This window comes from Extibacter sp. GGCC_0201 (assembly GCF_017566055.1).
Taxonomy (GTDB): Bacteria; Bacillota; Clostridia; order Lachnospirales; family Lachnospiraceae; genus Extibacter.
The window spans coordinates 1-23,272 of record NZ_JABFCH010000013.1 but is presented as its reverse complement, the minus strand read 5'-3'; the positions used below and the strand labels follow the sequence as shown (position 1 = coordinate 23,272).

Below are 23,272 nucleotides of genomic sequence, written 5' to 3'. Positions count from 1 at the left end.
TCTATCACCTCTACTTCGTTAATTTAGGGTCCAGCGCATGCTGCAGCATATCGCCGAGTATATTAAAGCACAGCACCGTCGCGAGAATCAACGCGCCCGGCACTACTGCCAGAAGTGGTTCATGCAGGATATATTTCTGCGCATTCTGCAGCATGCTCCCCCAAGATGACATGGGAAGCCGCACTCCGTAACCTAGAAAGCTCAGCGCTGATTCATCCAGTATGGCCCTCGCTATGCTGATGCTTGCCGATACGATAATCTGCGAGGACATATTCGGGATAATATGCCTCATGATAATTCTGGCATCACTGACCCCCAGACACTTGGCCGCGATTACAAAATCTCTCTGCTTCAGGCTCAGCGTCTCGGCTCTTACAACCCTGGCCACGCTTGTCCAGGAAAAGAATGCCAGCATCAGGACGAGCACGATCAGATTCGGCTGTACAAATGCATAGATGACGATAATGAACAACAGATTCGGTATGGATAGAAATATGTCCACAATCCGCATCAGAATATTATCTGTCTTCCCGCCCACATAGCCGCTCACTGTGCCGAGCAGTGTGCCGATGACGACAGATACGGCCATAGCAGCACATCCGACGGCCAGTGACACCCTCCCTCCATACAGCGCCCTCGTAAATGTATCCCTCCCGAGGTCATCCGTGCCAAGCAGATGTCCTGCCCCGGGCCCTTGAAGTGCATTTTGGATGTCCAGGCCATCCGGGTCGTAAGGGGACAGAGGCGCCAGTATGGCAGCAAGCACGATGACCAGTATCGTGATGACACAGGCCATGGCCAGCCGGTTCTCCTTCAGCATATATGTGATGCCATGAAAGGTACTTCTGCCGCTGGAAGCGTCTGCCCCTCCTCTTTCTTCCGGTGCAGGGGCAAACGCTTCCTCTGTAAGTTCTGCCCGCCCGTTATGAACCACATATTCAGACATGACGCACCTCATTTCCCTGCTTGATTCTAGGATCTGCCAATCCGTATAGCATGTCTGCCAGGAAATTTCCAATCAGCAGTATCGTGCATGACAGCATGATAATTCCCATAATCATCGGATAATCCCGGTTGTTGATTGCAGACATGCAAAGTGTTCCAAGCCCGGGCCAGCCGAGTACAGACTCCACGATAAAAGAACCGGTAATCAGAGTCCCGAAGTTCATGCCTACAATCGTGATAATAGGAAGGAGACAGTTTTTTAATACATGGCTTTTCAATATCCGCCATTTCGAGGCACCTTTCGAGGCCGCCGTCAGGACATATTCCTCTTCCAGCTGGTTGATAGTGTTAGATCTCATATACCGTACAAATACAGCCATATTGTTGACTGCAAGCACAGTGGCCGGCAGCACTCCGTGCCATATGACATCGACGACTGAATCTACTCCCACAGACCTCATGCCCGAGCTTGGAAACAGCCCGAGGCGCAGGGAAAACACGATAATGAGCAGCAACGCGAACCAGAAGGAAGGAATCGAGATACCCACGTAGCTGAACCCGCTTATGATATTGTCTATCCATCTGTTCTTGTGTGTTCCTGCTGCCAGGCCGAGAGGTACCGCCAAGACGACGGACAGCACGAGCGAAGCGGCCATAAGCCCTATCGTCCCGGGCAGGCGCTCAAGAATCTGAGGGCGGACCGGCAGGAAATTATTCAAAGAGATTCCCCAGTCGCCGGTGAGCGTCTTTCCTGCCCATCTCACATACTGGTGCACGACATTGCCGGTAAGGCCCAGGTCCTCCCGCAGCAGATCCAGCTGCTCTTCTGACATCTTGAAACTTGACTTGCCTGGTGATGTGTACATGTACAGTGGATCTCCGGGCGCAAAATATATGATGGCAAAGGCAAACATGGATACGAGCAGAAACACGACGGCCATCTGGGATATACGTTTTAACAGATATCTTTTCATACGTCTTTACTGAAAGCTCAGCTTCGTGTAGTCTTCAAATACGGGATTCGTCTGTAATACGTCCGCTCCCTGCAGGCTGCTGGACGCCGCGAACACATAGTTCGGATAAGCTATCGGGTAGACGGACATATCCTCTATCGCTTTTTCCTGCAGTTCTTTATATATGCCGGCCCGCACTGTATCATCTGCCGCGGCCCTGCCCTGTTTCCACAGATCCATCTGCCCGTCGCTTACTTCCAGGTTGATTCCCCATGTTCCGTCGAACATGCCGGATATGACTTCATCAGGGTCACCGAATGCGCCATACCCGTTAAAATACAGGTCATAATCCGATGCGTCACCAAATACACGGTCAAAGAAGCCGTTTGATTCCATCCCCTCCACTTCGAGGCGGATTCCAACATCCTTCAGCTGCTGCTGGACTATCAGCGCCGTCTCTTTCATGAAGGCCCTGTCCTGATTATATACAAGCTTCAGTGTCTTACCGTCAAGCCCCGTCTCTTTCACGAGCTTCTCAGCCTTGCCGGTATCCTGTTCATATCCTTTGATGTCCTTATCATAATACTGGGTCGCATTGCTGAATATGGTGTTCGCCGCCGTTCCCATATCCGATCCATAGGCTCCCTTTACGATTTCCTCTCTGTCGAGTGCCGCATAGATGGCTTCTTTAACTTTCGGGTCTGAGAACGTGTCGCTGAATTTGTTGCATGCAAGATAATTCACCCGGCCTTCCGGGAAGGTGTGCACCGTGATGTCCTTATCTCCTTTGTACATGTCTGCCGCCGTCTGGCTGGATACTTCCATGAAATTGATCTCCCCCTTTTGGAGGGCTACTTCCTGTGCGCTCGTATCAGGAATCACCTTATATACCACCTTATCTATAGAAGGCCTGTCCCCATAGTAATCATCGAATCTTTCCAGCTCCAGATACTCCCCGCTTTTAAACGCCTTTAGTTTATACGGCCCGGATCCGATGCCCTTCAGATTTTCTTCTGAGTGTGCCTTGATATCCGTGTCATTGCCATACACATGTGCCGGGAGAAGCGGCAGCCTTCCCAGAATCGTCACATAGGACGCCGAAGGCTCCGGCAGCGTAATCTGTACGGTCAGGTTATCCATCTTATTATATGCCACCGGTTTATCGCCGACATATACTGCATTGGCATATCCGGCTCCATTGTCCGGGTCCGCGTTGACATCAAGGGTAAACATGATATCGTCAGCTGTTATCGCTTCCCCGTCATGCCATTTCAGCTTATCTTTCAGCTTCAACGTGACGGTCATCCCATCGTCGGATACTTCCACACTGTCCGCCAGATAGTACCTCGTCTCGGATTCCGTCTTCATATAGAGCTCATCATATAAAGCGCCGAGCATAAGCCATCCTTCCTTCATCGACTCCAGATGCTTATTCAGATTTGTCACCGATGATGAAACTCCCATCACCAGCTCATTGGTATCTGATGTCTTTGTATCTGATGTATCCGCGTCCGGCGCGGACTCTTCGGACTTTTCTTTACTGCTGCACCCTGCAAGTATAGCTGCGGCCATGGTCAGGCACAGCAGCGCACTACATAATCTCTTTCTCATATTGTCCTCCTTGAAGTAATTTGTTAGTATTATGTTATTGTACCCTTAGTTGACAAGGGCCTATACAATAGGAGCCTTTTTCTGTCAATATTTTCGCAAAAAAAGGCCCTCTACACTTCCATATGGGTTTTCTCCCAAACTAAAATATCTCCCCATGGGACACATCACTTGCGTGAGAGGTGTGGGGAGTCCTGTTACGGTTACTATATGCAATAATTATGATTTCTAATTATATCCTTCCGCCCAAGCTTTCAGACTGCTTTCACTAGTATTCACTGAAAAGACCTTGCCATCTCTTAAATCTGCCCCCGCACAGGAAGGAGCCAGTTCCTTATTCGTATTGCCCATACCGCTGCCGCCGGAAGTCGCAATTGGTATGATTTTCTTGCCTCTAAGGTCATACTGCTCTAAAAATGTATTGATGATTGTTGGCGCTATGTACCACCAAATCGGGAACGCTATATAGATGGTGCTGTATTGATTCATATTCTCAACCATATTTGCCACTGCCGGGCGGAAGACCTTATCATTCATCTCCACACTGCTGCGGCTCTTTTTATTCGTCCAATCTAAATCTGCAGTTGTATAACTTACTTCCGGCTTGATTTCATGTAAATCTGCATCAATCACTGATGCCAGTTTTTCCGCTAATTTTGCGGTCACACCGCTTGCACTGAAAAATGCTACTAATTTCTTTGCCATAGTTTTACTCCTCCTGTTTCCTCACTATTGTTTAACCACAATGCCGCTTCCACCTGAAGTGCAGAAGGTATAAACAGCTGCCTGTTAAATATCCGAGTTTTCAAGAAACGTCTGGATAATACGGGGAGCTGTTCCCCACCAGACAGGGTACCCCAGGTATATCACATCAAAGTCTGACACGTCGCTTAAATCAGAACTGATAGCAGGTCTTGCCACCTCTGCCGTTGTCCCTGTGGCCGAAAAATATACCACTGCTGTCTTCCCGGAACCGCCTTGCTCCGTCTGTCCGGCCTCTGATTCTCCCTGTGCATCTGTAGCGGCCGTCGAACTTACCGTCTGGCCAGCCTTCTCTGATTTCTCGGAAGTGCTGTCTGCGGCGGCATTGCTGCATCCTGTGAATACAAAAAAAGCAGCTATGTTTCTTTATAATATAGCCATCCTTTTTCATAAATCCATCCTTTCTCGTAATTCTTACGGTTTTGCAGCATTGTTTACAACAGGGTCTATGCTCCGGCAGTTATTTCCCGAAATAATTTTTAATTTCATCCATACGCTCCATCTGCGCCAAATCATAGTATTTATTGATTAAGCCAATATCAAGCCTTGCAGGACAAGGGTGGCAGTGTTTGCAATATACACATTTTCCCACAGATTCATCCGGAGTAATTTACGATATTCCATAGCATCCGCCGCCTTTCCCTACATATCCTCTGCCATCGCCCTATTCAGGACTGTCCTCACATCTTCTTTGGAAAGCACTTTATAACCGCCTTCCATAATCAGTGTGCCATTTACAATATCCTCCATCATATCCGGCGTTACGCCAACCTCTGAAAGGTTCATTGCAAGTCCAAGCTCCTTCATCCAGCCCTCCATTGCAGCCAACCCTTCTTCTGCAGCCTGTTCTTCTGTCTTTCCCTCTGCATCCACTCCCCATACATTGGCAGCAAAACGGGCAAACTTCTTTATGCCATAAGGCATGATAAACTTATAATAAGGAAGGGAGACAGCAGACAATGTCATTCCATGCGTCGCATTGCCGCAAGCGCCAACAGACTGTCCCAGCATATGAACCATCCAGTCGGTACTCTTTCCCTTAGCAGTCAGCGTATTGAGCGCCCATGTTGCCGTCCACATGATATTACTTCTCGCCTCATAATCTTCCGGATTTCTCACTGCAATGCGGCTGGAGTAAATCACACTTCTCATCAGCCCTTCACTGATATAATCACTTGTATTATCATCTTCCCCTGAGAAATACTGCTCGCAGATATGGTTGAAAATATCATATATACCCGCGGCCATCTGATATGTTGGAAGGCTCATCGTGTATCTTGGATTTAAAATGGAAAATTTCGGCATGACAGCCTCATCTGCAAATACATGGCCGATTTTCAGTTTCTGTTCCGGGTAAGTAATCACTGCCCCTGCATTCATCTCTGACCCTGTACCTGTCATAGTGAGAACTACGCCGACAGGTACGATTTCACAAGACGGCTCCTCAAAACGGGCATAGTATTTCTCCCAAGGGTCTTCCTCACAATGAATGGAAACAGACAGTGCCTTTGCATAATCCACCACCGAGCCGCCGCCAACTGCAAGAATGAAATCTGCTCTATGCTCCCTTGCAGTCTGGATCCCTTCTCTCAACTTATGGATGGTCGGATTGGGCATCACATCTGGAATTTCGGCCACGTCTTTTCCTAAGCTGCTCAAAATTCCCATAACACTATCATAAATACCATTCTTTTTAATAGAACCACTTCCATAGACAAGAACAACCCGGTCTCCGTATTTCGCAAGTTCCACACTCAAATTATCCAGTGCGTCCTCTCCGAAATATAACTTTGTTGGATTACAATATGAAAAATTTCCTAGCATGATTTAACATCTCCTTTATAAAAATTGACATTTCTGCCGTTTTCTGTTAAAATTACAATAACACCTAAACCTAACTTTAGGTCAAGGAGTTTTTGAAATTATTTGAAATTTTTACGTAAAATTATTTAGAGGATACACACACATGTGCCGGGGAAAGCTGCTGCACGGCTGTACGTTGGTGCACAAAGGGAGGGAATTTTATGTATACAATCGGCCAGGTATCTGAGATGTTCTATTTACCTATTTCTACTCTGCGTTATTATGATAAGGAAGGACTGTTCCCGGACATGCAGCGCATCTCCGGCATCCGGAAATTTGACGACAAGGAAATCGAGGCGCTCCGGGTTATCGAGTGCCTGAAGAAATCCGGTCTGGAGATTAAGGATATCAAACAGTTTATGGAATGGTGCTCCGAGGGTTCCAGCACCTACCCACAGCGAAGAGAGCTTTTTTTAAGACAAAAAGAGACGGTGGAAAAAGAAATCCAGAGAATGGAAAAGGTTCTGGATATGATTCGTTTTAAATGCTGGTATTATGAACAGGCAATGAAGGACGGCAATGAAGACCGGCTCCATGAAATGCTGCCGGATCGTCTGCCAAAGGAGATACAAGAATTATATGACCACGCCCATGAAGTGTAAAAGGATAACCGGGCACAAAGTGCCCAGCAATTCAAAAGCCTGCCCGGAGATGATATGCTCAAGAACAACCTCCGGCAGGCCTTTTTCTGTCACTGCGATGTCTGACAGCTTATGTATGTTTATAAATTTTATACTCCAAAAATTTTCCGGGACTCTTTCATATTTTCTATAACCGGCACGCCAAAAGGACATCTTTTTTCACAGCTTCCGCACCCTATACAGTCACCGCCATGAGAGGTCAGGCTATCGTAGTGAGACTGTATGGACGGCGGTACATGTTCCAAATCCACTTTGGCAATATCCAAATATTTGTTGACCATTGCGATGTTAATTCCCTCCGGGCAGGGCAAACAGTGATTGCAGTACACACAATGCCCGGTGAAATCATGCTGCAGTTCATTTAAAAATGGTGTGTAATCTCTCTCCTGCTCGCCGGCGTTCAGATAGGCCATTGCCGCCCTCACCTCTTCCCCAGTCTGGCAGCCCAGCAGAGAGCTGAAAACGGCCGGCCGGGTCAAAGCATAATGGATGCACTGGCTCACGGTCATTGGTTTGGAGAAAGGCGTATGCTCCGGTGAAATCAATTTCCCCGCCCCCAAAGTCTTCATCACACTGATGCCAACGCCTTTTTGTTCACACAGGCGGTATAAGGCAGCCCGTTCAGAGTCCAGCCCTTTGAATTCATCTGTGTGCCAGCCGTCTTCCAGCGTGTTCAGCGCATCAAATTCAGCAGGATATAAGTCAAATCCCAGATTAATACTGAACATCATGATATCCACAATACCCGTCTTAACGACTTGGGCGGCAGTCTCCGGGCTGTGGGAGCTGAAGCCGATATGCCGGATGTCTCCCTGCTGTTTAAGCCTCTGGGCATAATCAGCCAGACCTCCGTGAAATACCTTGTCGAATTCTTCCGGAGTGTCAATAAAAAACAGCATCCCAAAGTCAATATATCCAAATGTATGCAGGCAGTGTTCAAAATACCTCTTTACGGTAGGCATATCGCGGCTGATATCGTATTGCTGGTTGATATCCGTCGAGCCAATATGCCCTTGTATCATGACATCCCCGCGCCGGTTCCCCAGAGCCCTTGCAATATGTTCCCGGATTTCCCTCCCGGGCATAAATACATCAAGATAATTGATTCCACGGTCCAATGCGGTCTGTATCGTATCCTTTACCTGTTCATATGGCTTTCCATCCAAATGCTCGCAGCCAAGACCTATGATGCCGGCCTTTTTCCCTGTTTTTCCAATCGCTCTATATTCCATTTTCAGTCCTCCACCGGACAGACAAAGTCCGTCACCATCTCTGCATATTTCTCCTGTTTTTATACTCCCCCGATGGGATAGCCATTTGCGCTATCCTCAAACACGCCCGCTTTCAGGCGGTAATGGTATGCCTTAATCGATTCTTGACTGCAACCGGAAAGCTCCTGTAGCTTTCATATTACATTGCAGCTATTTTTTTTAAAGTACCGGCAGTTCTAATGGTAAGCATTTCTCCAATTCCTGCACTTGCTGTTTTCTTCCACCAGTTTGCTTTCGCATATTTCTTTCTGTCAAAAGACCAGAAAACAGCGTTCTTGCAGATTAATATCCGTTCCAGCTCTTTTGTTGGCTCACCTATTTTCTCAGCTATCGTTTCAGCATTCGCCGGAGGTATTACAAAAATCAGATTGTCATATATTTCTTTATCATTCGTTCCCCACCAAGCAGGAGCTTGACTTAATAAATCTTTCAATTCTTCTTGTGATATAACAAAAACAGGGATGTCTAATTCAAAGCGCTCCTGTATCATGGCTTTAATTGTATCTGCAAGCGCAGTTTCAACACTTTCATCCGTGGTGAAAACAATATTTCCGCTATTGAGATAAGTGAAAACATCTGTACAGCCAAGTTCTAGAAAATTTGATTTCAACTCTGCCATTGAGATTTTATTTTTTCCACTTATGTTGATACCTCTTAATAAAGCAATGTATCTATTCATATTAATCCTCCCTGTCACTTTTTCATATTCGCATTATGAAAACACACTTTTTCTGTCATTTGCTGTGCTTGCTCCCTAATCACTGCACATACGAACTGCTCAGTATATAAAATTCCTCCTGACTCGGCTGATTTTGTTTCTCCATTTTTTCCAAAGCATCATCAAAACGCCGGGCCTCCGCCTCATCAATCTGCATCACCGGACTGTCATAATACGTCCACTTTCTTCCGTCAAACACATCTTCTCCCAACTCCTTTACCATCATTGCCGCCGGATACAAACCATTTTCTATACAGATATTGTATTTTTTACAGCTCCTAAAGCCACGGGCAACATAATTACCCGGATTCCCAAATATCACAATGGCATCATATCCCAGAGCTGCCGCCTTTTCAAAGGAATATTCCATCAGCATTTTCCCATACCCCTTCCGCTGGTATTCCGGCAGAATGCAGACTGGGCCAAAGGTCAAAACCTCTTTTTCCCTCTTCTCTTCGTCAACCAGCTTTGCCTTTGTATACATGATATTTCCAATCACACGCCCATCTTCTTCTATTACAAAGTCCAGCTCCGGCACAAAATCTTCATGCCCCCGCATGACATGAACCAGATAATGCTCCACGCAACCAGGCACATACAAATTATAAAAAGCCTTTCTCGTAATACGTTCCACTTCCTCATAATCCCTATTTTCTTCATTTCTAATAAGCATTTCCAAGTCTCCCTTCAAGCTTTTATCCTCTATTGCAAATGACAGACCATGATATACTCTTCCTCATTTTCATCAACGATTTCAAACCCTGCTTTCTTATACATCCCCACCGCATAATTTGCTTTTTGTACTGCAAGGGATGCTTGTTTATATCCCCTTTCCTTCAATACACATAGCATTTTTTCCATCAAAGCAGCTCCTATCCCTATTCCCCGATATTCTTTATACACGGAAATAGCAAAGGAGGGCGTCGCATCATCGATATGGCCGTAGTCATTCATAATGCGGACCCAGACAGCGCCCACTACCTTTGCGTCAACTTCCGCCACCAGACTTATATCATCTTTTTTCTTCCCAAAATCTGCTACATACACCTGCAATTCCGGCTGCTTGACGATGGATTCCGGCGGGGCGTCCATGCCTTCAGGTACAAATATCGCCTCGTACAAAAATTTTTCCAGCAGACTATATTCTTCTTGTAATATGTCTCTGATGATATAATTCATAGATATATCCCCGCATCCGTTTCTGTCTTTCATCTATTTTGTCATCGCCCTAAATTTATTACAATTATAACGTACAGCGACACAATTTTCCATTGCCATTTTCACAAAGAAGGGATGATTCATTGCCTGAATCACCCCTTCTTTTCAAATGCCTATTAGTACCAATCGTGTTTTTCATCTTTATTCAAAGCTGCAATCTGCTCCCGCCAGACAATGTCGCAGGAACGCTCCAAAAACGAATTTGCCCAATGGTTTGGCGAATATTTCGAAAAGCTGAATGTGGTGACCACCTTCAACCTTGTCTACAATGCCGCCATCATGTTTTTAGAACGGTTAAGAGAACGATTTGCTTAAAGCTATTGTCTTTTCTACGACCTGTTACTCTTCTGTCTTGCAGACCAGCTGATATACAACCGCTGCCACTGCTGCTCCCACGAGGGGTGCCACGATGAATACCCACACCTGCGGCAGTGCGGTACCGTTCCCGACAAGCAGAGCCGGTCCAAGGCTCCTGGCAGGATTTACAGAAGTTCCTGTAAGCGGTATGCCCAGGATGTGGACGAATGTAAGCGTCAGGCCGATGACCAGACCGGCTACTCTGCCGTTCTCCGCTTTGGCCGTAACGCCTAGAATCGTAAAGACAAATACAAAGGTCAGTACGATTTCTACCACAATTGCCCCGGTTATGCCAAGCCCTACATAAGAAGCTTCTGCGAATCCGTTCTGTCCAAGCCCTACTTCTGATACAGGCCCAAGTCCTGTACAGCTGATGATGCCATATAGGATTCCTGCTCCCGCTGCCCCTCCAAGAAACTGTGCCACAAGGTAGCCGGCAAAGTCTTTGGCGCTCATGCCTTTATTTAAGAATACTCCCAATGAAACTGCCGGATTGATATGGCATCCGGATACATCTCCTATTACATAAGCCATGGCTACAATGGAAAGCCCAAAAGCCATTGCAATACCGAGAATCCCCAGTGTTCCGTCAATCCCCCCTGATATGGCCGCAGATCCACAGCCAAATAAGGTCAATACCGCAGTTCCGATAAACTCTGCAACATATTTCTTCATGTCCTTCTTCCTCCTTTGTATAACTGACACATCGGTCAAATCGTAGTACAATATGCAAAGCCATGTCAATAAACTGAACACAAACGGTCTTTATTTTACGCAATCAGAATGCTCTGCTTCTAGTTATTCTCTTCTTCTACGATAAAACTCTTGGACAGCTCCTTTTGAGACTCATTGAACTTATCCGCCTTGCGCTTCTCCCATAGGCTTGCCTTCTTGAACTCTGTCGGCTCATTGATGACAACCTGAGGGAATGGTATATTGATATCATACTTGTCGAAGATGAGCTTCATCTCTCGGTTCAGGTCACGGCCCATCTGTACTCTGTCACTCTCTGTACAGAGCACCATGACGCGCACAACTACGCTGCTTTCGCCAAGCTCTATCACTCCTTTATAGAACGGTCCTTCTATAATATTCGGCAGACGCTTCCTGATATTTGGAAATTCCTTTTCCAGTATGTTCTCCACTCTTTCGAGCGATTCGCCATATTCTATGCCCACATCTGCCCATGAGTATGAATACTGCCTTGTCATGTTGATGACGCCGCTGACCTCACTGTTGCTGATAATCTTGATATTCTTACTCGGGTCTTCAATCTTGGTCGTCCGTATTCCTATCTCAAGCACCGTTCCCCTCCAGTCACCGATAGTGACGATATCGCCGACCCGGAACTCACCTTCAAAGATGATGAACAGACCGGCCAGTATGTCCGACACGAGCGTCTTCGCGCCAAGGCCGACAACAAGCGTCAGGATACCGGCGGAGGCCAGCAGCGTCTTCGTATCGACGCCAATCAGAGCCAGACAGTAATACAGCATGGCGATGACCGAAAAATATTTGGTAAAGCTGCGCAGAAGTCTGCACACCGTCTCGCCTCTCGCCCCAAATGTCTTAGACAGCATACGCAGTACAGCCTGTAACAGCACTGTAATCACGCTGACGACACATATGATCATGATACATCCCGTCAACGCGAAGATATTGACGCCCCGCTCCCATTCTCCGCCCAGTATATACAGGAAGATGGAGTTGTGGTCGAAGATATTCTCTTTCATGATTACCGCTATGCAGATAGCTGCCGCCAGTATTCCCAGAATACCTCTCAGCACTGTAGACATCTTCTGCTCCGGCGTCTTTTCCTTCCAACGTATGGACATGATCTCCCATCGGCTCTCAGCAGTCTCTGTTTTCCTCACGCTTCCGTCAGGCATAGAGACATCAATGTTCCGCTTTCCCGAACTATTGTTGACGGTATCTGTCGCCTCTGCACCTTTGCGGCTGAATGTAAGAAGAAGAAAGACAACCAGCAGACATGCAAGGCTGGCCCCGCCGCACGCAAGAGTTATCGGCAGGCGCTCGCTCGTCATAGCGTCCCTGGGCACGACCACATAGATATATTCACTGGCCGTCTCAAGTGACGATCCATAATACGTCTTATTGTCAATCGTTATGTAGTCACAATATGCATCCTTGAACTGCTTCTTCTCCATTCCGTAAGAGACGGCGCTTCTTCCAATCAGCTTCTCCTGTGGATAGTACGAGAAGGTCTTATCCTTCTTATCCACAGCAAATACAAAGCCGCCTTTGCCGACTTTCGTCTTTTCGAGGACCTTTGCAATCTGCATGTTGGACAGTGTTTCCTTCAGCTTGGCCGGTGTGACGGATATCTGGACGAACCCATCTGCATCGCCTTTTTCATCCCGAAGCGTCACTCCGATATACTGGTGGTATCCTCCGCTCACTTCGTCGGTCTGTGCATTCTGAATGATATAGTCTGCGCCGTTGAGCAGTTTGTTGAACTCATAAGACTGGTCTTCAGGGTTCTGGCTGAGCTTGAAATTCGTGTAAGGTGAGCTGGTGGCAGTCTGCACACCTGCCATATCGAATACATTGACCGCCTCCACATCCAGTACCTCGCTCAATTCAACAAGCGGTTCTTTAGCGATAAGTTCTGGCTTTGCACTGATTATATAGGAAGCGATTCTGGCTTTATTCAAGTACCTTGCATTATATTGCTCCGTCGTTTCATCAATATCTTTTTCATAGTGCTTCAGCGTCTTCTCTATTTCTGCAGCACGCTCATTATTCCCCATTGACTGGCGGGACAGCGCAAACAATGTCTGCATATAGAATGTGGTAATCAGGATAAATACAAGCCCCACGGTGGAAATCGTGGCGATTTTCTGTCCTGTTGTGCGGTCGTAACGGAATCTTCCCATTATCTTAAGGCTCTCACCTTCTTTGCCGCTGTTCTCCCTGTCGGCCATCATGAAGATTGAATAGGTAATTACAAGGGTCATTACGGCGAAAAAGGCAAAAAGTATTCCCGCGACGGTAACTCCCCGTGATGCTACTATTTCATTTTCGCTTACCGCACATATGATATACGTATCCTGCTGCTTCGTAATTCCGCAGTAGAATTCCTCACCGCCTATGGTCAGCCATGTATAGTTGTCGTCCTCCAGCTCTTCTACAGGAATCCCTGCATCCAGAGCATCCTTCCCCACCATCTTGTCATCCGGGTGGTACAGGAACGTATAGTCTAAGCCGGATACCGCCATAGCGTAGCCATTCAGGCCCACGCTTACGTTGCCGAGGATACTTTTCCACGTAGAGGTATCGTCCAGCAGCTTGTCCAGCTCTTTTGGATCTTGTTCAATGACAACCATCTTATCGTTGTCTATCATGGAACCATAGTACCGGTAGCACAGGTCTGCATTTTCTACTTCAAATGCTTCGGACGCCGTATTTGTGCCGAAAACGGTCCGCAGCTGGTTATATCTGCTGCGGGTAAAGTCTGCCGGCGACTCCTGCGCCTTTGCGATTATATTTCCCTGCCTGTCTATGATCAATGCATTCGTGACTTCCAGCAATTCGCAATATTGCTGTATCCTGGCGTCCGTATATTCATCGGCCACCTGCGACCTGTACATGTACGACAGGCTGTCGGCCTTTGATTTATAGATATCATCGAAGGACACCGTCAGCTGGTCCGCCGCCTCTTTGGCGCTGTCCAGCAGACCGCCCATCTCTTTTATCTTCTCTTCTGTATTTTTTCTCTGGTCATCCACTGACAGATCTGTCTGCATCCCGCGCAGAAAGAATCCGAGAAGGACAAGGCAGATGATTTCCGCCGCAATGGCAAGCACTGCTTTTCTTTTTATATTCTTAGACAACATAATCCCCCCTAATCCCACTTATCAATCAGCTTGTCAATCGTTCCGTCATCCAGCATGTTCTGGATGGCATCTGCAACCGGCTTGCTCAGGTCAGAGTCTTTCTGTGTCGCAACACCATAATCCTGTTCTGCAACCACGATGTCCAGGAATTCACGGTTTTCATTCATATATGTTCCTGCAATGCATTTGTCCATGCACACCGCGTCCACGGCACCCGTTTCAAGCATCGTATCCAGATCTGAATATTTCTCTGCCTTTATGACCCTTGCCCCCTCATACTCGGTGGCCTCGTCCGTATCAGAAATCAGCTTGTCCGTTATCAATCCGATATCATACAGCTTCTGTGCAAGCAGAGGTCCCGCATTGGAGCCGGATAAAACACCGATCGTCTTCTCCTTCAGATCGTCTGCCCCTGTAAAGAGTGCCGACTTCTCTACCATAATCCCTGTCTCATCTGTATAGTACGGAGCTGAAAAATCAAAATTTTCCTTCCTCGTATCCGCAATCGAATAAGCTGCTATAAGACAGTCCACTTTTCCCTCCAGCAGCATTTGCTTTCTGTTATCCGGCCTTACCGTGACAAACTCGACACCTTCATACCCAAGTTCATCCGCAAGCTTCCCGGCCAGGTCAATTTCCATACCGTAATATCTGCCGGTTTCTTTATTCAGATATCCAAAGTTCATAATATCATCGCGTACGCCCACTTTAAGACGGCCGGCCTTCTCCTTGCCGCCGCAGCCGGTAATTGCGGCAGTCAGGATGAGCAGCACGCTAAGCAGCACACTCCACCTTCTCATCTTCATCCTCTGTTCCCCCTGTGATGTTCTAGTGTCTGAAAACACACTAATATGATTATATTTTATTCTAATATAAAATGAAATGGAGTCCGCCCATTTTATGCCTACATTACCAAAACCGTATGATTATTACTGTTTGCTGTCAGGAATAAAAACAGCCCTGCCGTCTTTCCGAAGCTTTTACAGCATCAGAAGACGGCAGGGCTGAATCGTCCTGTCCACGATATTACTTTGTCAGTACAGAAGCCACCGCGGCCTTCCAGCCGCTGTATTTCCTTTCCCTTACTTCCTCTTCCATATGCGGTTCATATGTTGCCCGCTTTAGCTTGTCGAAGATCCGTCCGTCCCATACGCCCAGGGCAAGCCCTGCCGCGTACGCCGGGCCGATCCCCGACAGCTCCTCCGAATCCGGCACCTGTACCACCGCCTGGGCGATGTCGCTCTGGAACTGCATCAGGTACCGGTTCCTCGTCGGGCCTCCGTCCACACGCAGCTCTTCCACCTTCATCCCGGCATCCTGGCTCATCGCTTTCACGATGTCCGTTATCTGGTAGGCGATGCATTCCACGCCTGCCCTCACCACTTCCGCACGGCCCGTCGTGCGCGTCATCCCTACGATGGCCGCCGTCGCACGGCTGTCCCAGTACGGCGCCCCAAGCCCTGAGAATGCCGGGACGAGGTACAGGCTGTCATCCCGCACCGCCGCCCTCGACAGCTCCTCCGTCTCTGCCGGCGAGCTTATGAGCTTCAGGTCGTCCTTCAGCCACGTGATCACCGCCCCCGTGTAGTTCAGGTTCCCTTCCAGCACGTAGTTCACCTTACCGCCCATGCTCCACGCAAGGGACGTCACAACCCCGTGGGTGCTTAGGACCGGCTCCTCCCCGATGTTCATCATGATCGAGGAGCCCGTGCCGTAGGTGGACTTTATCATGCCAGGCCTTAAGCAGCCCTGTCCGAACAGGGAGCCGTGGGAATCCCCGAGCACACCGTGAATCGGCACCGGGCGGGGGAGCAGCCCTTCGAGGTCCGTCTCCCCGAAGTCGGAATCCGAGTCGCACACCTCGGCCAGGTTCGACGGGTCGATCCCGAAGAGCCGGCAGATGTCCGCATCCCACTTGAGTTCGAAGATGTTGAAGAGCTGCGTCCGGGAGGCGTTGGAGTAGTCGGTCTTGTACGACCTGCCCCCGGTCAGCTTATAGATGAGCCAGCTGTCTATCGTGCCGTGGCAGATTTCCCTCTGGTCCGCCTTCTCCCTGGCCCCTTCCACATGTTCCAGGATCCAGGCAATCTTGGACGCCGGGAAGTAGGGGGAGAGGTTCATGCCGGTGGCCCTGCGGATGTGCTCCGCCTCGCCGAGGCGCTCCACCCGCTCGCAGATGTCCGCGGCCCGGGCGCACTGCCATACGATGGCGTGGCCGAAGGGTGCGCCGGTAGTCCGGTCCCATGCAAGGGACGTCTCCCGCTGGTTGCTGATACCGATGCCGGCGACACGTCCCCTGTCGATACCGGCTTCCTCCAGGAGCCGCGCCACCACCTGGATCGTATTGCGGTAGATCTCCTCCGGGTCATGGGAGACCCAGCCCATCTCGTTCACGATCTGGGCATGGGGCTTGTCGGTCCTGCGGATCAGGCTGCCGCTCCCGTCGAAGAGGAGGGCCTTCGTCCCCTGGGTACTCTGGTCTATGCTGATGATATATTTGTCTGTCATGTTACCCGCTCCTTTACAGTTCTGTTTGCAGCACTTCATTCTTCAGAGGGATGGACGCCGTGGCCCCCTCCCTTGATACAGCGATGGCGGACGCTCTGGCTGCCAGTTCAAGGCCGTCCGGCACTGGCATCCCCTCTATGATAGAGGAGATGAAATAACCGGTGAACGTATCACCCGCTGCGGTCGTGTCCACTGCATTGACTTTAAAGATTCCCTGACGGTACTGTTCCTCTTTGTATTGGTATACAGACCCGTCCCCGCCAAGCGTAAGCACTACTTTTGCATTTGGATATATCTCTTTTAATTTAGCAAGGATTGCCTCCGTCTCCTCTTCACCTGTGACCTGCGCACCTTCAATTTCATTTAGCAGGAACATGGATATCTTGTTGAAGTCACATGCATCCAGGGCACTGTTATAAGGAGACGGGTTCAATATAATCATCATCCCTTTTTCATAGGCAGAGTCAATTATATAGTCAAGCATATTGACTTCATTCTGCAGGAGCAGAATATCACCTTTGTCGAAATGGCCGAGCACTTCGTCCACATATTCTTTCGTGATACTCTGGTTTGCGCCGCCGTAGAGCAGGATGCAGTTCTGCCCGTTCTTATCCACCTGTATAATCGTATGTCCGGATTTGCCGTCAATCTTCCTGATATAGTCTGCCTTCACGCCGCCTTCACGGCACGTTGCAAGGAGGACATCCCCTTCATCGCCAATCATTCCTGCATGGTATACTTCCACGCCTGCCTTCGCCAAAGCGATGGACTGGTTCAGTCCCTTTCCGCCGCAGAAGATATTCATGCCATAAGACGCCAGGGTTTCCCCCGGCGTCACCATATGGTCGACGGAATATACATAGTCCAGATTTAAAGATCCAAAATTCAATACCTTCATAATATAGTCCCTCTCTTTTTTGTCATTATATGTACTGTTATGCCGGAAAAGCCACCCCGGCGCGGAGTATGATGTTCGGATAAGGCGTAAACTCCCCTGTCCGGACGGCAAATTTGATACCTTTGGACATCTCCTTCAGCTCCATATGGCTGATTATCTCCGACTCCACATCTGAAAGCTTCCCTTCTATATAAGCGAGCAGCTCCGGATTCTTTTCCACAATCTCCCGGGCCAGCGTATAATGTTCCACTTCCGCCTCATCAAGGATTGCATCCATCACCTGCCGGAAAGTCGGAACTCCGCCGCACAAGGCCAGATCCACTATCTCCACCCCCTGCGGAATCGGCATACCGCCGTCCGCAATCATAAACGTGTCCTTGTGCCCAAGTCCCGCAATCAGACCGGCAAGCTGTACATTGATAATGCCTCTTTTTTTCATACAATTCACCTCAATTTCGATGGGGGTCAGACCCCTGTGTCCACAGGGGTCTGACCCCCATGAAAATTCTTTAAATTGTCTATTTATTTTCGTTTCTCGCCTGGAGTGCCATCTTAGCCTGGAGGTTTCTCTGTACCTGGTCGATGATTACGGCGATAATGATTACGAGACCTCTGATTATCTTCTGCCAGAACTCTGTCACTCCGCACATTGTCATACCGTCGTTGATGACGCCGATGACGAATGCACCTACGATGGTTCCGCCTATCGTTCCGACACCTCCGGCCATAGATGTCCCGCCGAGCACGGATGCTGCGATTGCGTTCATCTCCCAAGACTCACCTGTCTTCGGCGTAGCGGATACGAGCTGTGATGTAGCGATGATACCTACGACTGCAGAGCAGAATCCTGAAAATGCGTACACCCAGATTTTCACTCTGTCTACTTTGATACCGGAAAGCTTAGAAGCCTTTTCGTTGCCGCCGATAGACAGCACATGCCAGCCGAATGGCGTCTTCTTCAATATGATTCCGGCGATTACGGCGATGATGGCAAGGATAAGGACACCGCACGGAATGGATGTCCCGCCGAGGTTACGTCCGAACACTTCAAATCCGGTATTGCCAAGTCCTTCGCTTCCGGATATCTCTGAAAATGTAGCTCCATTTGAACGGATATTGGCAAATCCGCGCCAGATATACATCGTACCAAGTGTGGCGATGAAAGGAGCCACATTGCATTTCGTGATGACGAGACCATTGATCATTCCCATCACAGCGCCCAGAAGCACCGTGATAAGCACAATCATCGGCACGCTGAAGTATAACGTTACACCAAACATCTTAAGCGTAAGCCCTTCCTGAATCAGACCTCCTGCAATCATGCCTGCGAGACCTGCCACGGAGCCAACCGAGAGGTCGATACCGCCGGTGATGATGACATAGGTCATGCCGATTGCAAGGATACCATATAGCGCAACATGCTTTGCCACCGTCAAAAGGGCTCCTGCGCTTAAAAAGTTATCTGCTGTGATACTGAAGAATATAAGCAGAATGATTAACACAATAAATGTACGGCCCTTTAAAAGGGTCATCATTAACTTATTATTTCCTGAATTTTGTTTCGCTGCCATAATTTAACTCTCCTTTTCCTCTATATGATGGCCCTTGTAAGAAGCCAGTACCAATGTATCCTGCTGAATCTCATCCCCGAAGAATTCGCCTGTCTTGATACCATTTGACAGTACGATTACACGGTCTGCGATAGATACGATTTCCTGCAGTTCTGAAGAAATGACTATGATAGATAATCCTTCTTCGGCATACTTGTTGATGATATCGAACACTTCCGTCTTCGCTCCGATATCGATACCGCGGCTTGGTTCGTCCATGAGCAGAATCTTCGGCTCTGTCAGTATGCCTTTGCCGATAACCACTTTCTGCTGGTTGCCACCTGATAAGGAAAGAATCGGCAGTTTCTTATCTGCCACTTTTATCTGGATGTCTTTAATCTCTTGTTCTACTTTCTCCGCTTCTTTTTTGCTGTCCAGAAACGGTCCCTTCTTATATCTTTTCAGCGCCGACAGAGCACAGTTCTTCTCTATGTCCAGCGTCTGCACGAGCCCCTGGGCCTGCCTGTCTTCAGGAATCAGGGCAAAGCCGTTGTCTATCTGCCTGGATATGGATTTGATATGCAGTTCCTTTCCATTCATAGATACCTGTCCGGTATGTTCCGGGCGCAGTCCCATGAGGCATTCAAATACTTCGCTGCGTCCAGCTCCCATCAGACCATAGATTCCGAGGACTTCTCCCTTCTTCAATTCAAAATCCAGGTGGTCTACGAGATACCCGCCACCGGCCTTCGGAAGACATAAGTCTTTTACCTCCAGGACCGTTTCTACTTTGTTCCAGTCTACCTCCCGGTCCCTTTTTGGATAAGATTTGGCCCCACCCGTCATCTGATGGACGATCCAGGGAACATCAATCTCCTTGACATCCGCATCGGCCACGTATCTGCCGTCTCTCAGAATAGTGACATGGTCACCGATTTCCATAATCTCTTCCAGCCTGTGTGATATGTATACGATAGATATTCCGGCCGCCGTCAGCTCTCTCATGATTTTGAAGAGGACCTTTACTTCCTGCTGTGACAGAGAAGAGGTCGGTTCATCCATAATAAGCACTTTCAAATCATCTTCCACGAGGTTTCTGGCTATCTCGATCATCTGCTGCTGCCCTACGCGCAGTTCTCCTACCTTCGCTTGCAGGTCAAGGGGATGCTCCAGCCTTTCCAGCACCTTTTTGGCCCCTTCCATATGCTTCTTATTGTCCAGAGCCACCTTCCCTTTTGTCTTTTCTTTGTTCATGTAGATGTTCTGGTATACGTTCAGATTGGGGAACAGGCTCAGCTCCTGGTGTATGATACCGATTCCATGCTTTCTCGCTTCTGTCGTATTTTTAAAAAATACTTCTTTATCGCCTATGTACATCTTGCCTTCGTTCGGCTGTTCGATTCCGGCAATCATCTTCATAAGAGTTGATTTACCAGCGCCATTTTCCCCGATAAGCACATTTACCTTTCCTTTTAAAAGGTCAAATGATACCTCATCGAGTGCTTTTGTGCCGGGGTAAATCTTGCTTATCTTTTCCGCATGGAGAAATACATCCTCCCTGCACTTATATGTCTCACCCATAGTTCATATCTCCTTCTTAATCTAAAGTAGGTTATTTTGCTTCCAGCATTACCGGGGTGATCAGTACATCTGAACTACCAGCAGATACCGTAAATGCTCCTACAAATGAGATTGTCTTGCCCTGCAGAGAATCTGGTTTGGCCGGTTCAACAACATCTTTTGCAACCACTTCGTTGATACTCTGTGACACTGCCGCCCACTGTTCCTGGTTTTTGTAATCCCCAAACTTGATAAAGCTTAAGGAATCACGGATTGCAGAGCCTTTGTATACAGGCCCAATCTGAATCTTGACAGATTCCGTGCCATTATAGCCGTCAAGCTTCACTGTCATGTAGCCCGCCTGTGACTGCGTGTTCACTTCCCCTACGGTTCCTGTTCCCTTCACTACATAGCTCAGTTCTCCAGAATCACCCATGGAATATTTCCCGTAATCGTCAGCCATAGCTGTCAGGTCTCCGTTTGACCCTTCTAGGAGCTCTTTGAGGTCAACAGCATTTTCATTCATCTCCGGAAGTGCCGATTCTTCCCAGATGGCTTCTACGTCATCTCCTGCATTAAATTCTACATCACCGGTATATTTTCCTTCTTCTCCAATCTTAACGACTTTCACAATTCCACAACCCGTAAGCAACGTGGATGCTGCAAGTGTGAGCGTAAGTGCGAGAGCTATCATGCGCTTTTTCATAGCGGCCTCCTTCAATCGTTTATTCACAATATTTCTGCCGAATATCTATACTCATCGAACTATTGCTGTCCAATAAGATATGTTCCGTAATCATTTAATACTTCTTCCACATAAAAGAGTTGTTTTCATATACAGGGAAGCACATAAAGTGCCTCCCCGCCTATGTTTGATACTTTATAATCCACAAATTATTCTGTGAAAACAAATCCTGATAATTTGTCTACATTTTCAGATGTGATAGCGATACAGTCTACTAGCTGTTTCTCATCTAATCCTGTAGAACCTTCTTTGAGATACTTGTCAGCCTGCTCTACTGCCATCTCAGCGATGACTGCAAACTGCTGAAGAGCTGTTCCTGTAGCGTCTCCTGATTTGATCAGCGCTGCTGCTTCATCAGAACCATCCACGCCGATGACAGGAAGTGTCTTGCCGGCTGCCTGAAGTGCTGCGCAAACGCCTTCTAACATTGTGTCGTTGCCGCATACGACTCCTTCGATGTCCGGATTCGCCTGAAGCATGGCTTCCATCTTGTCATAAGCCTCTGTCTTTTCCCAGTTAGCTGTCTGCTGTGCTACCATCTCCATGTCCGGATACTGGTCGATTACTTCGTGGAATGCGGAAGAACGTACGCCCGCGTTCGTATCAGATTCTTTTCCTAACAGCTCGACATATTTTCCTTTTTCACCCATAGCTTCAACAAACTTTTCCGCGATGGCTTTTGCGCCCTGATAGTTGTTTGCAACAATCTGAGAGATGGCAACGCCTTCTTCATTGATTTCACGGTCAATCAGGAATGTCGGTATTCCAGCTTCTCTTGCCTTCTTAACTGCTTCTACTGTGGCATCTGCACCCGCATTGTCACAGATGATAGCATCTGCTTTGTCAGCAATCGCACTGTCAAATAACTCCGTCTGTTTTGTCGGGTCATCGTCGTGAGATACGGCTTTTACTTCATATCCAAGTTCCTTTGCCTTAGCAGTAGCTGTGTCGGCCTCTGCCTTGAATGCCGGGTTGGATACAGATGGTGTAATAATATAGATGATGTTAGAGCCTCCGCCTGGTAAAGCTTCCTCTTCCTTTGTGTCTTCAGTCTTCTTGTCTTCCTTTTTTTCTTCCTTCTTAGAAGAATCGTCCGATTTAGAGCTACATCCCATAACCATAGCTCCGACCATAGCTACTGTAAGCAGCATCGCCAATACCTTTTTGAAACCTTTCATTTTCGTTCCTCCTTATGCTTTATAAGTATTAAATTATCTATATCAACAGGAAATACCTGTTAATATCTGAAAACTTCCGAAATTTCGAAAGGGGTCAGACCCCTGTGCCCATAGGGGTCTGACCCCTATGAAAATTCCTACAAGATTCCCTTTATTGTCTTTGCAATTCCTTCCGCGTCCAGCCCGTAATGCCGGAACACCTCCTTCGAGGTTCCCGTGATCACCGGCGCGTCCGGCAGCGACAGGTTGACCACTTTCTTCGGGCATTCGCTCCCGACCACCTGGCTTACCATCGAGCCCAGGCCTCCGTACGGGGCGTGCTCCTCTACCGTCACCACCGCTTTCGCTCCCGACGCTGCCTTGACGATCGCCGCGCGGTCCAGCGGCTTGATGCAGTACATGTCTACTACCGTCACTCCGATCCCTTCTTCACGCAGCTTCGCTGCCGCGTCCGCCGCAGACTTCACCATCTCCCCGCAGGCGATCACCGCCACGTCGCTCCCTTCCGTCACGAAGGTCGCCTTATCCATCTCGAAGGGCACCTTCCCTTCCTCATACACGTCCTCCACCGCGTTCCGCCCTACACGGATGTACGCCGGCTTCTCGTCCTCAAGCAGCGCCTTCGTCAGCAGCTCCGTCT

The 23,272-nt window shown here is 48.3% G+C and carries 23 protein-coding genes; 1 reads left to right on the top strand and 22 read right to left on the bottom strand.

Annotated elements, in window-relative coordinates:
* Nucleotides 1–10: 10 nt before the first annotated feature.
* The 7 genes from HJV72_RS10165 to HJV72_RS10140 form a co-directional block, all read right to left on the bottom strand.
* Nucleotides 11–946 (bottom strand): ABC transporter permease, encoded by a 936-nt coding sequence (locus HJV72_RS10165; protein ID WP_208070736.1) that lies wholly within the window; start codon nt 944–946, stop codon nt 11–13.
* Nucleotides 939–1,919 (bottom strand): ABC transporter permease, encoded by a 981-nt coding sequence (locus HJV72_RS10160; RefSeq protein ID WP_208070734.1) that lies wholly within the window; start codon nt 1,917–1,919, stop codon nt 939–941. The genes HJV72_RS10165 and HJV72_RS10160 overlap by 8 nt, the downstream gene beginning before the upstream one ends.
* Nucleotides 1,920–1,925: 6 nt before the next feature.
* Entirely contained in the window at nt 1,926–3,509 is a 1,584-nt protein-coding gene (locus HJV72_RS10155) for an ABC transporter substrate-binding protein (RefSeq protein ID WP_208070732.1), read from the bottom strand.
* Nucleotides 3,510–3,734: 225 nt separating this feature from the next.
* Entirely contained in the window at nt 3,735–4,211 is a 477-nt protein-coding gene (locus tag HJV72_RS10150; protein ID WP_208070730.1) for a flavodoxin, read from the bottom strand.
* Between the two features lie 84 nt (nt 4,212–4,295).
* Nucleotides 4,296–4,376, bottom strand: a complete 81-nt coding sequence (locus tag HJV72_RS20340) for a flavodoxin (RefSeq protein WP_334299339.1) — start codon at nt 4,374–4,376, stop codon at nt 4,296–4,298.
* Between the two features lie 25 nt (nt 4,377–4,401).
* On the bottom strand, nt 4,402–4,659 hold the full coding sequence (locus tag HJV72_RS19820) for a hypothetical protein (RefSeq protein ID WP_243765608.1): 258 nt from the start codon (nt 4,657–4,659) through the stop codon (nt 4,402–4,404).
* A 251-nt stretch (nt 4,660–4,910) separates the two neighbouring features.
* Nucleotides 4,911–6,092, bottom strand: coding sequence for an iron-containing alcohol dehydrogenase (locus HJV72_RS10140; RefSeq protein ID WP_208070728.1), 1,182 nt, complete (start codon nt 6,090–6,092; stop codon nt 4,911–4,913).
* A 200-nt stretch (nt 6,093–6,292) separates the two neighbouring features.
* On the opposite strand from HJV72_RS10140, the gene HJV72_RS10135 reads away from it, so the two are divergent.
* Complete coding sequence (locus tag HJV72_RS10135) at nt 6,293–6,733, top strand: MerR family transcriptional regulator (RefSeq protein WP_208070727.1); 441 nt, start codon at nt 6,293–6,295, stop codon at nt 6,731–6,733.
* Between the two features lie 128 nt (nt 6,734–6,861).
* Here HJV72_RS10135 and HJV72_RS10130 read toward each other — a convergent pair whose 3' ends face one another.
* The 15 genes from HJV72_RS10130 to HJV72_RS10060 all read right to left on the bottom strand — a co-directional run.
* Nucleotides 6,862–8,004: an aldo/keto reductase gene (locus HJV72_RS10130; protein ID WP_208070726.1), complete on the bottom strand. Its 1,143-nt coding sequence runs from the start codon at nt 8,002–8,004 to the stop codon at nt 6,862–6,864.
* A 178-nt stretch (nt 8,005–8,182) separates the two neighbouring features.
* The gene (locus HJV72_RS10125) at nt 8,183–8,722 is read right to left on the bottom strand and encodes a DUF1697 domain-containing protein (RefSeq protein ID WP_208070725.1); all 540 of its coding nucleotides are present in this window, start codon (nt 8,720–8,722) and stop codon (nt 8,183–8,185) included.
* A 79-nt stretch (nt 8,723–8,801) separates the two neighbouring features.
* The gene (locus HJV72_RS10120; RefSeq protein ID WP_208070724.1) at nt 8,802–9,434 is read right to left on the bottom strand and encodes a GNAT family N-acetyltransferase; all 633 of its coding nucleotides are present in this window, start codon (nt 9,432–9,434) and stop codon (nt 8,802–8,804) included.
* 29 nt (nt 9,435–9,463) lie between these two features.
* A complete protein-coding gene (locus tag HJV72_RS10115) occupies nt 9,464–9,940 on the bottom strand; it encodes a GNAT family N-acetyltransferase (RefSeq protein WP_208070824.1) in 477 nt (158 codons plus the stop codon).
* A 378-nt stretch (nt 9,941–10,318) separates the two neighbouring features.
* On the bottom strand, nt 10,319–11,011 hold the full coding sequence (locus HJV72_RS10110; RefSeq protein WP_208070723.1) for an MIP/aquaporin family protein: 693 nt from the start codon (nt 11,009–11,011) through the stop codon (nt 10,319–10,321).
* A gap of 119 nt (nt 11,012–11,130) precedes the next feature.
* Entirely contained in the window at nt 11,131–14,193 is a 3,063-nt protein-coding gene (locus HJV72_RS10105) for a mechanosensitive ion channel domain-containing protein (protein WP_243765604.1), read from the bottom strand.
* Nucleotides 14,194–14,201: 8 nt separating this feature from the next.
* Nucleotides 14,202–14,999, bottom strand: a complete 798-nt coding sequence (locus HJV72_RS10100) for a transporter substrate-binding domain-containing protein (RefSeq protein WP_208070721.1) — start codon at nt 14,997–14,999, stop codon at nt 14,202–14,204.
* 220 nt (nt 15,000–15,219) lie between these two features.
* Nucleotides 15,220–16,701: an FGGY-family carbohydrate kinase gene (locus tag HJV72_RS10095; RefSeq protein ID WP_208070822.1), complete on the bottom strand. Its 1,482-nt coding sequence runs from the start codon at nt 16,699–16,701 to the stop codon at nt 15,220–15,222.
* Nucleotides 16,702–16,714: 13 nt separating this feature from the next.
* Entirely contained in the window at nt 16,715–17,599 is an 885-nt protein-coding gene (locus tag HJV72_RS10090; RefSeq protein WP_208070719.1) for a ribokinase, read from the bottom strand.
* Between the two features lie 37 nt (nt 17,600–17,636).
* Nucleotides 17,637–18,038 (bottom strand): D-ribose pyranase, encoded by a 402-nt coding sequence (rbsD, locus tag HJV72_RS10085; protein WP_208070717.1) that lies wholly within the window; start codon nt 18,036–18,038, stop codon nt 17,637–17,639.
* Nucleotides 18,039–18,117: 79 nt separating this feature from the next.
* Nucleotides 18,118–19,170 (bottom strand): ABC transporter permease, encoded by a 1,053-nt coding sequence (locus tag HJV72_RS10080; RefSeq protein ID WP_208070715.1) that lies wholly within the window; start codon nt 19,168–19,170, stop codon nt 18,118–18,120.
* 3 nt (nt 19,171–19,173) lie between these two features.
* Entirely contained in the window at nt 19,174–20,730 is a 1,557-nt protein-coding gene (locus HJV72_RS10075) for a sugar ABC transporter ATP-binding protein (RefSeq protein ID WP_208070713.1), read from the bottom strand.
* A 31-nt stretch (nt 20,731–20,761) separates the two neighbouring features.
* The gene (locus tag HJV72_RS10070; RefSeq protein ID WP_208070711.1) at nt 20,762–21,415 is read right to left on the bottom strand and encodes a DUF2291 domain-containing protein; all 654 of its coding nucleotides are present in this window, start codon (nt 21,413–21,415) and stop codon (nt 20,762–20,764) included.
* 188 nt (nt 21,416–21,603) lie between these two features.
* A complete protein-coding gene (locus HJV72_RS10065) occupies nt 21,604–22,632 on the bottom strand; it encodes a D-ribose ABC transporter substrate-binding protein (RefSeq protein ID WP_208070709.1) in 1,029 nt (342 codons plus the stop codon).
* 137 nt (nt 22,633–22,769) lie between these two features.
* On the bottom strand, nt 22,770–23,272 hold a 503-nt coding region (locus HJV72_RS10060; protein WP_305798500.1), incomplete at its 5' end, for a transketolase C-terminal domain-containing protein.

What these genes read in the sequence shown, in the direction of transcription:
- HJV72_RS10110 (WP_208070723.1), bottom strand. Translation starts at nt 11,011, where the DNA reads ATGAAGAAATATGTTGCAGAGTTTATCGGAACTGCGGTATTGACCTTA.
- HJV72_RS10095 (WP_208070822.1), bottom strand. Translation starts at nt 16,701, where the DNA reads ATGACAGACAAATATATCATCAGCATAGACCAGAGTACCCAGGGGACG.
- HJV72_RS10130 (WP_208070726.1), bottom strand. Translation starts at nt 8,004, where the DNA reads ATGGAATATAGAGCGATTGGAAAAACAGGGAAAAAGGCCGGCATCATA.
- HJV72_RS10100 (WP_208070721.1), bottom strand. Translation starts at nt 14,999, where the DNA reads ATGAAGATGAGAAGGTGGAGTGTGCTGCTTAGCGTGCTGCTCATCCTG.
- HJV72_RS10125 (WP_208070725.1), bottom strand. Translation starts at nt 8,722, where the DNA reads ATGAATAGATACATTGCTTTATTAAGAGGTATCAACATAAGTGGAAAA.
- HJV72_RS19820 (WP_243765608.1), bottom strand. Translation starts at nt 4,659, where the DNA reads ATGAAAAAGGATGGCTATATTATAAAGAAACATAGCTGCTTTTTTTGT.
- HJV72_RS10155 (WP_208070732.1), bottom strand. Translation starts at nt 3,509, where the DNA reads ATGAGAAAGAGATTATGTAGTGCGCTGCTGTGCCTGACCATGGCCGCA.
- HJV72_RS10065 (WP_208070709.1), bottom strand. Translation starts at nt 22,632, where the DNA reads ATGAAAGGTTTCAAAAAGGTATTGGCGATGCTGCTTACAGTAGCTATG.
- HJV72_RS10160 (WP_208070734.1), bottom strand. Translation starts at nt 1,919, where the DNA reads ATGAAAAGATATCTGTTAAAACGTATATCCCAGATGGCCGTCGTGTTT.
- HJV72_RS10165 (WP_208070736.1), bottom strand. Translation starts at nt 946, where the DNA reads ATGTCTGAATATGTGGTTCATAACGGGCGGGCAGAACTTACAGAGGAA.
- HJV72_RS10090 (WP_208070719.1), bottom strand. Translation starts at nt 17,599, where the DNA reads ATGAAGGTATTGAATTTTGGATCTTTAAATCTGGACTATGTATATTCC.
- HJV72_RS10080 (WP_208070715.1), bottom strand. Translation starts at nt 19,170, where the DNA reads ATGGCAGCGAAACAAAATTCAGGAAATAATAAGTTAATGATGACCCTT.
- HJV72_RS10150 (WP_208070730.1), bottom strand. Translation starts at nt 4,211, where the DNA reads ATGGCAAAGAAATTAGTAGCATTTTTCAGTGCAAGCGGTGTGACCGCA.
- rbsD (WP_208070717.1), bottom strand. Translation starts at nt 18,038, where the DNA reads ATGAAAAAAAGAGGCATTATCAATGTACAGCTTGCCGGTCTGATTGCG.
- HJV72_RS10105 (WP_243765604.1), bottom strand. Translation starts at nt 14,193, where the DNA reads ATGTTGTCTAAGAATATAAAAAGAAAAGCAGTGCTTGCCATTGCGGCG.
- HJV72_RS10070 (WP_208070711.1), bottom strand. Translation starts at nt 21,415, where the DNA reads ATGAAAAAGCGCATGATAGCTCTCGCACTTACGCTCACACTTGCAGCA.
- HJV72_RS10140 (WP_208070728.1), bottom strand. Translation starts at nt 6,092, where the DNA reads ATGCTAGGAAATTTTTCATATTGTAATCCAACAAAGTTATATTTCGGA.
- HJV72_RS10075 (WP_208070713.1), bottom strand. Translation starts at nt 20,730, where the DNA reads ATGGGTGAGACATATAAGTGCAGGGAGGATGTATTTCTCCATGCGGAA.
- HJV72_RS10120 (WP_208070724.1), bottom strand. Translation starts at nt 9,434, where the DNA reads ATGCTTATTAGAAATGAAGAAAATAGGGATTATGAGGAAGTGGAACGT.
- HJV72_RS10135 (WP_208070727.1), top strand. Translation starts at nt 6,293, where the DNA reads ATGTATACAATCGGCCAGGTATCTGAGATGTTCTATTTACCTATTTCT.
- HJV72_RS10115 (WP_208070824.1), bottom strand. Translation starts at nt 9,940, where the DNA reads ATGAATTATATCATCAGAGACATATTACAAGAAGAATATAGTCTGCTG.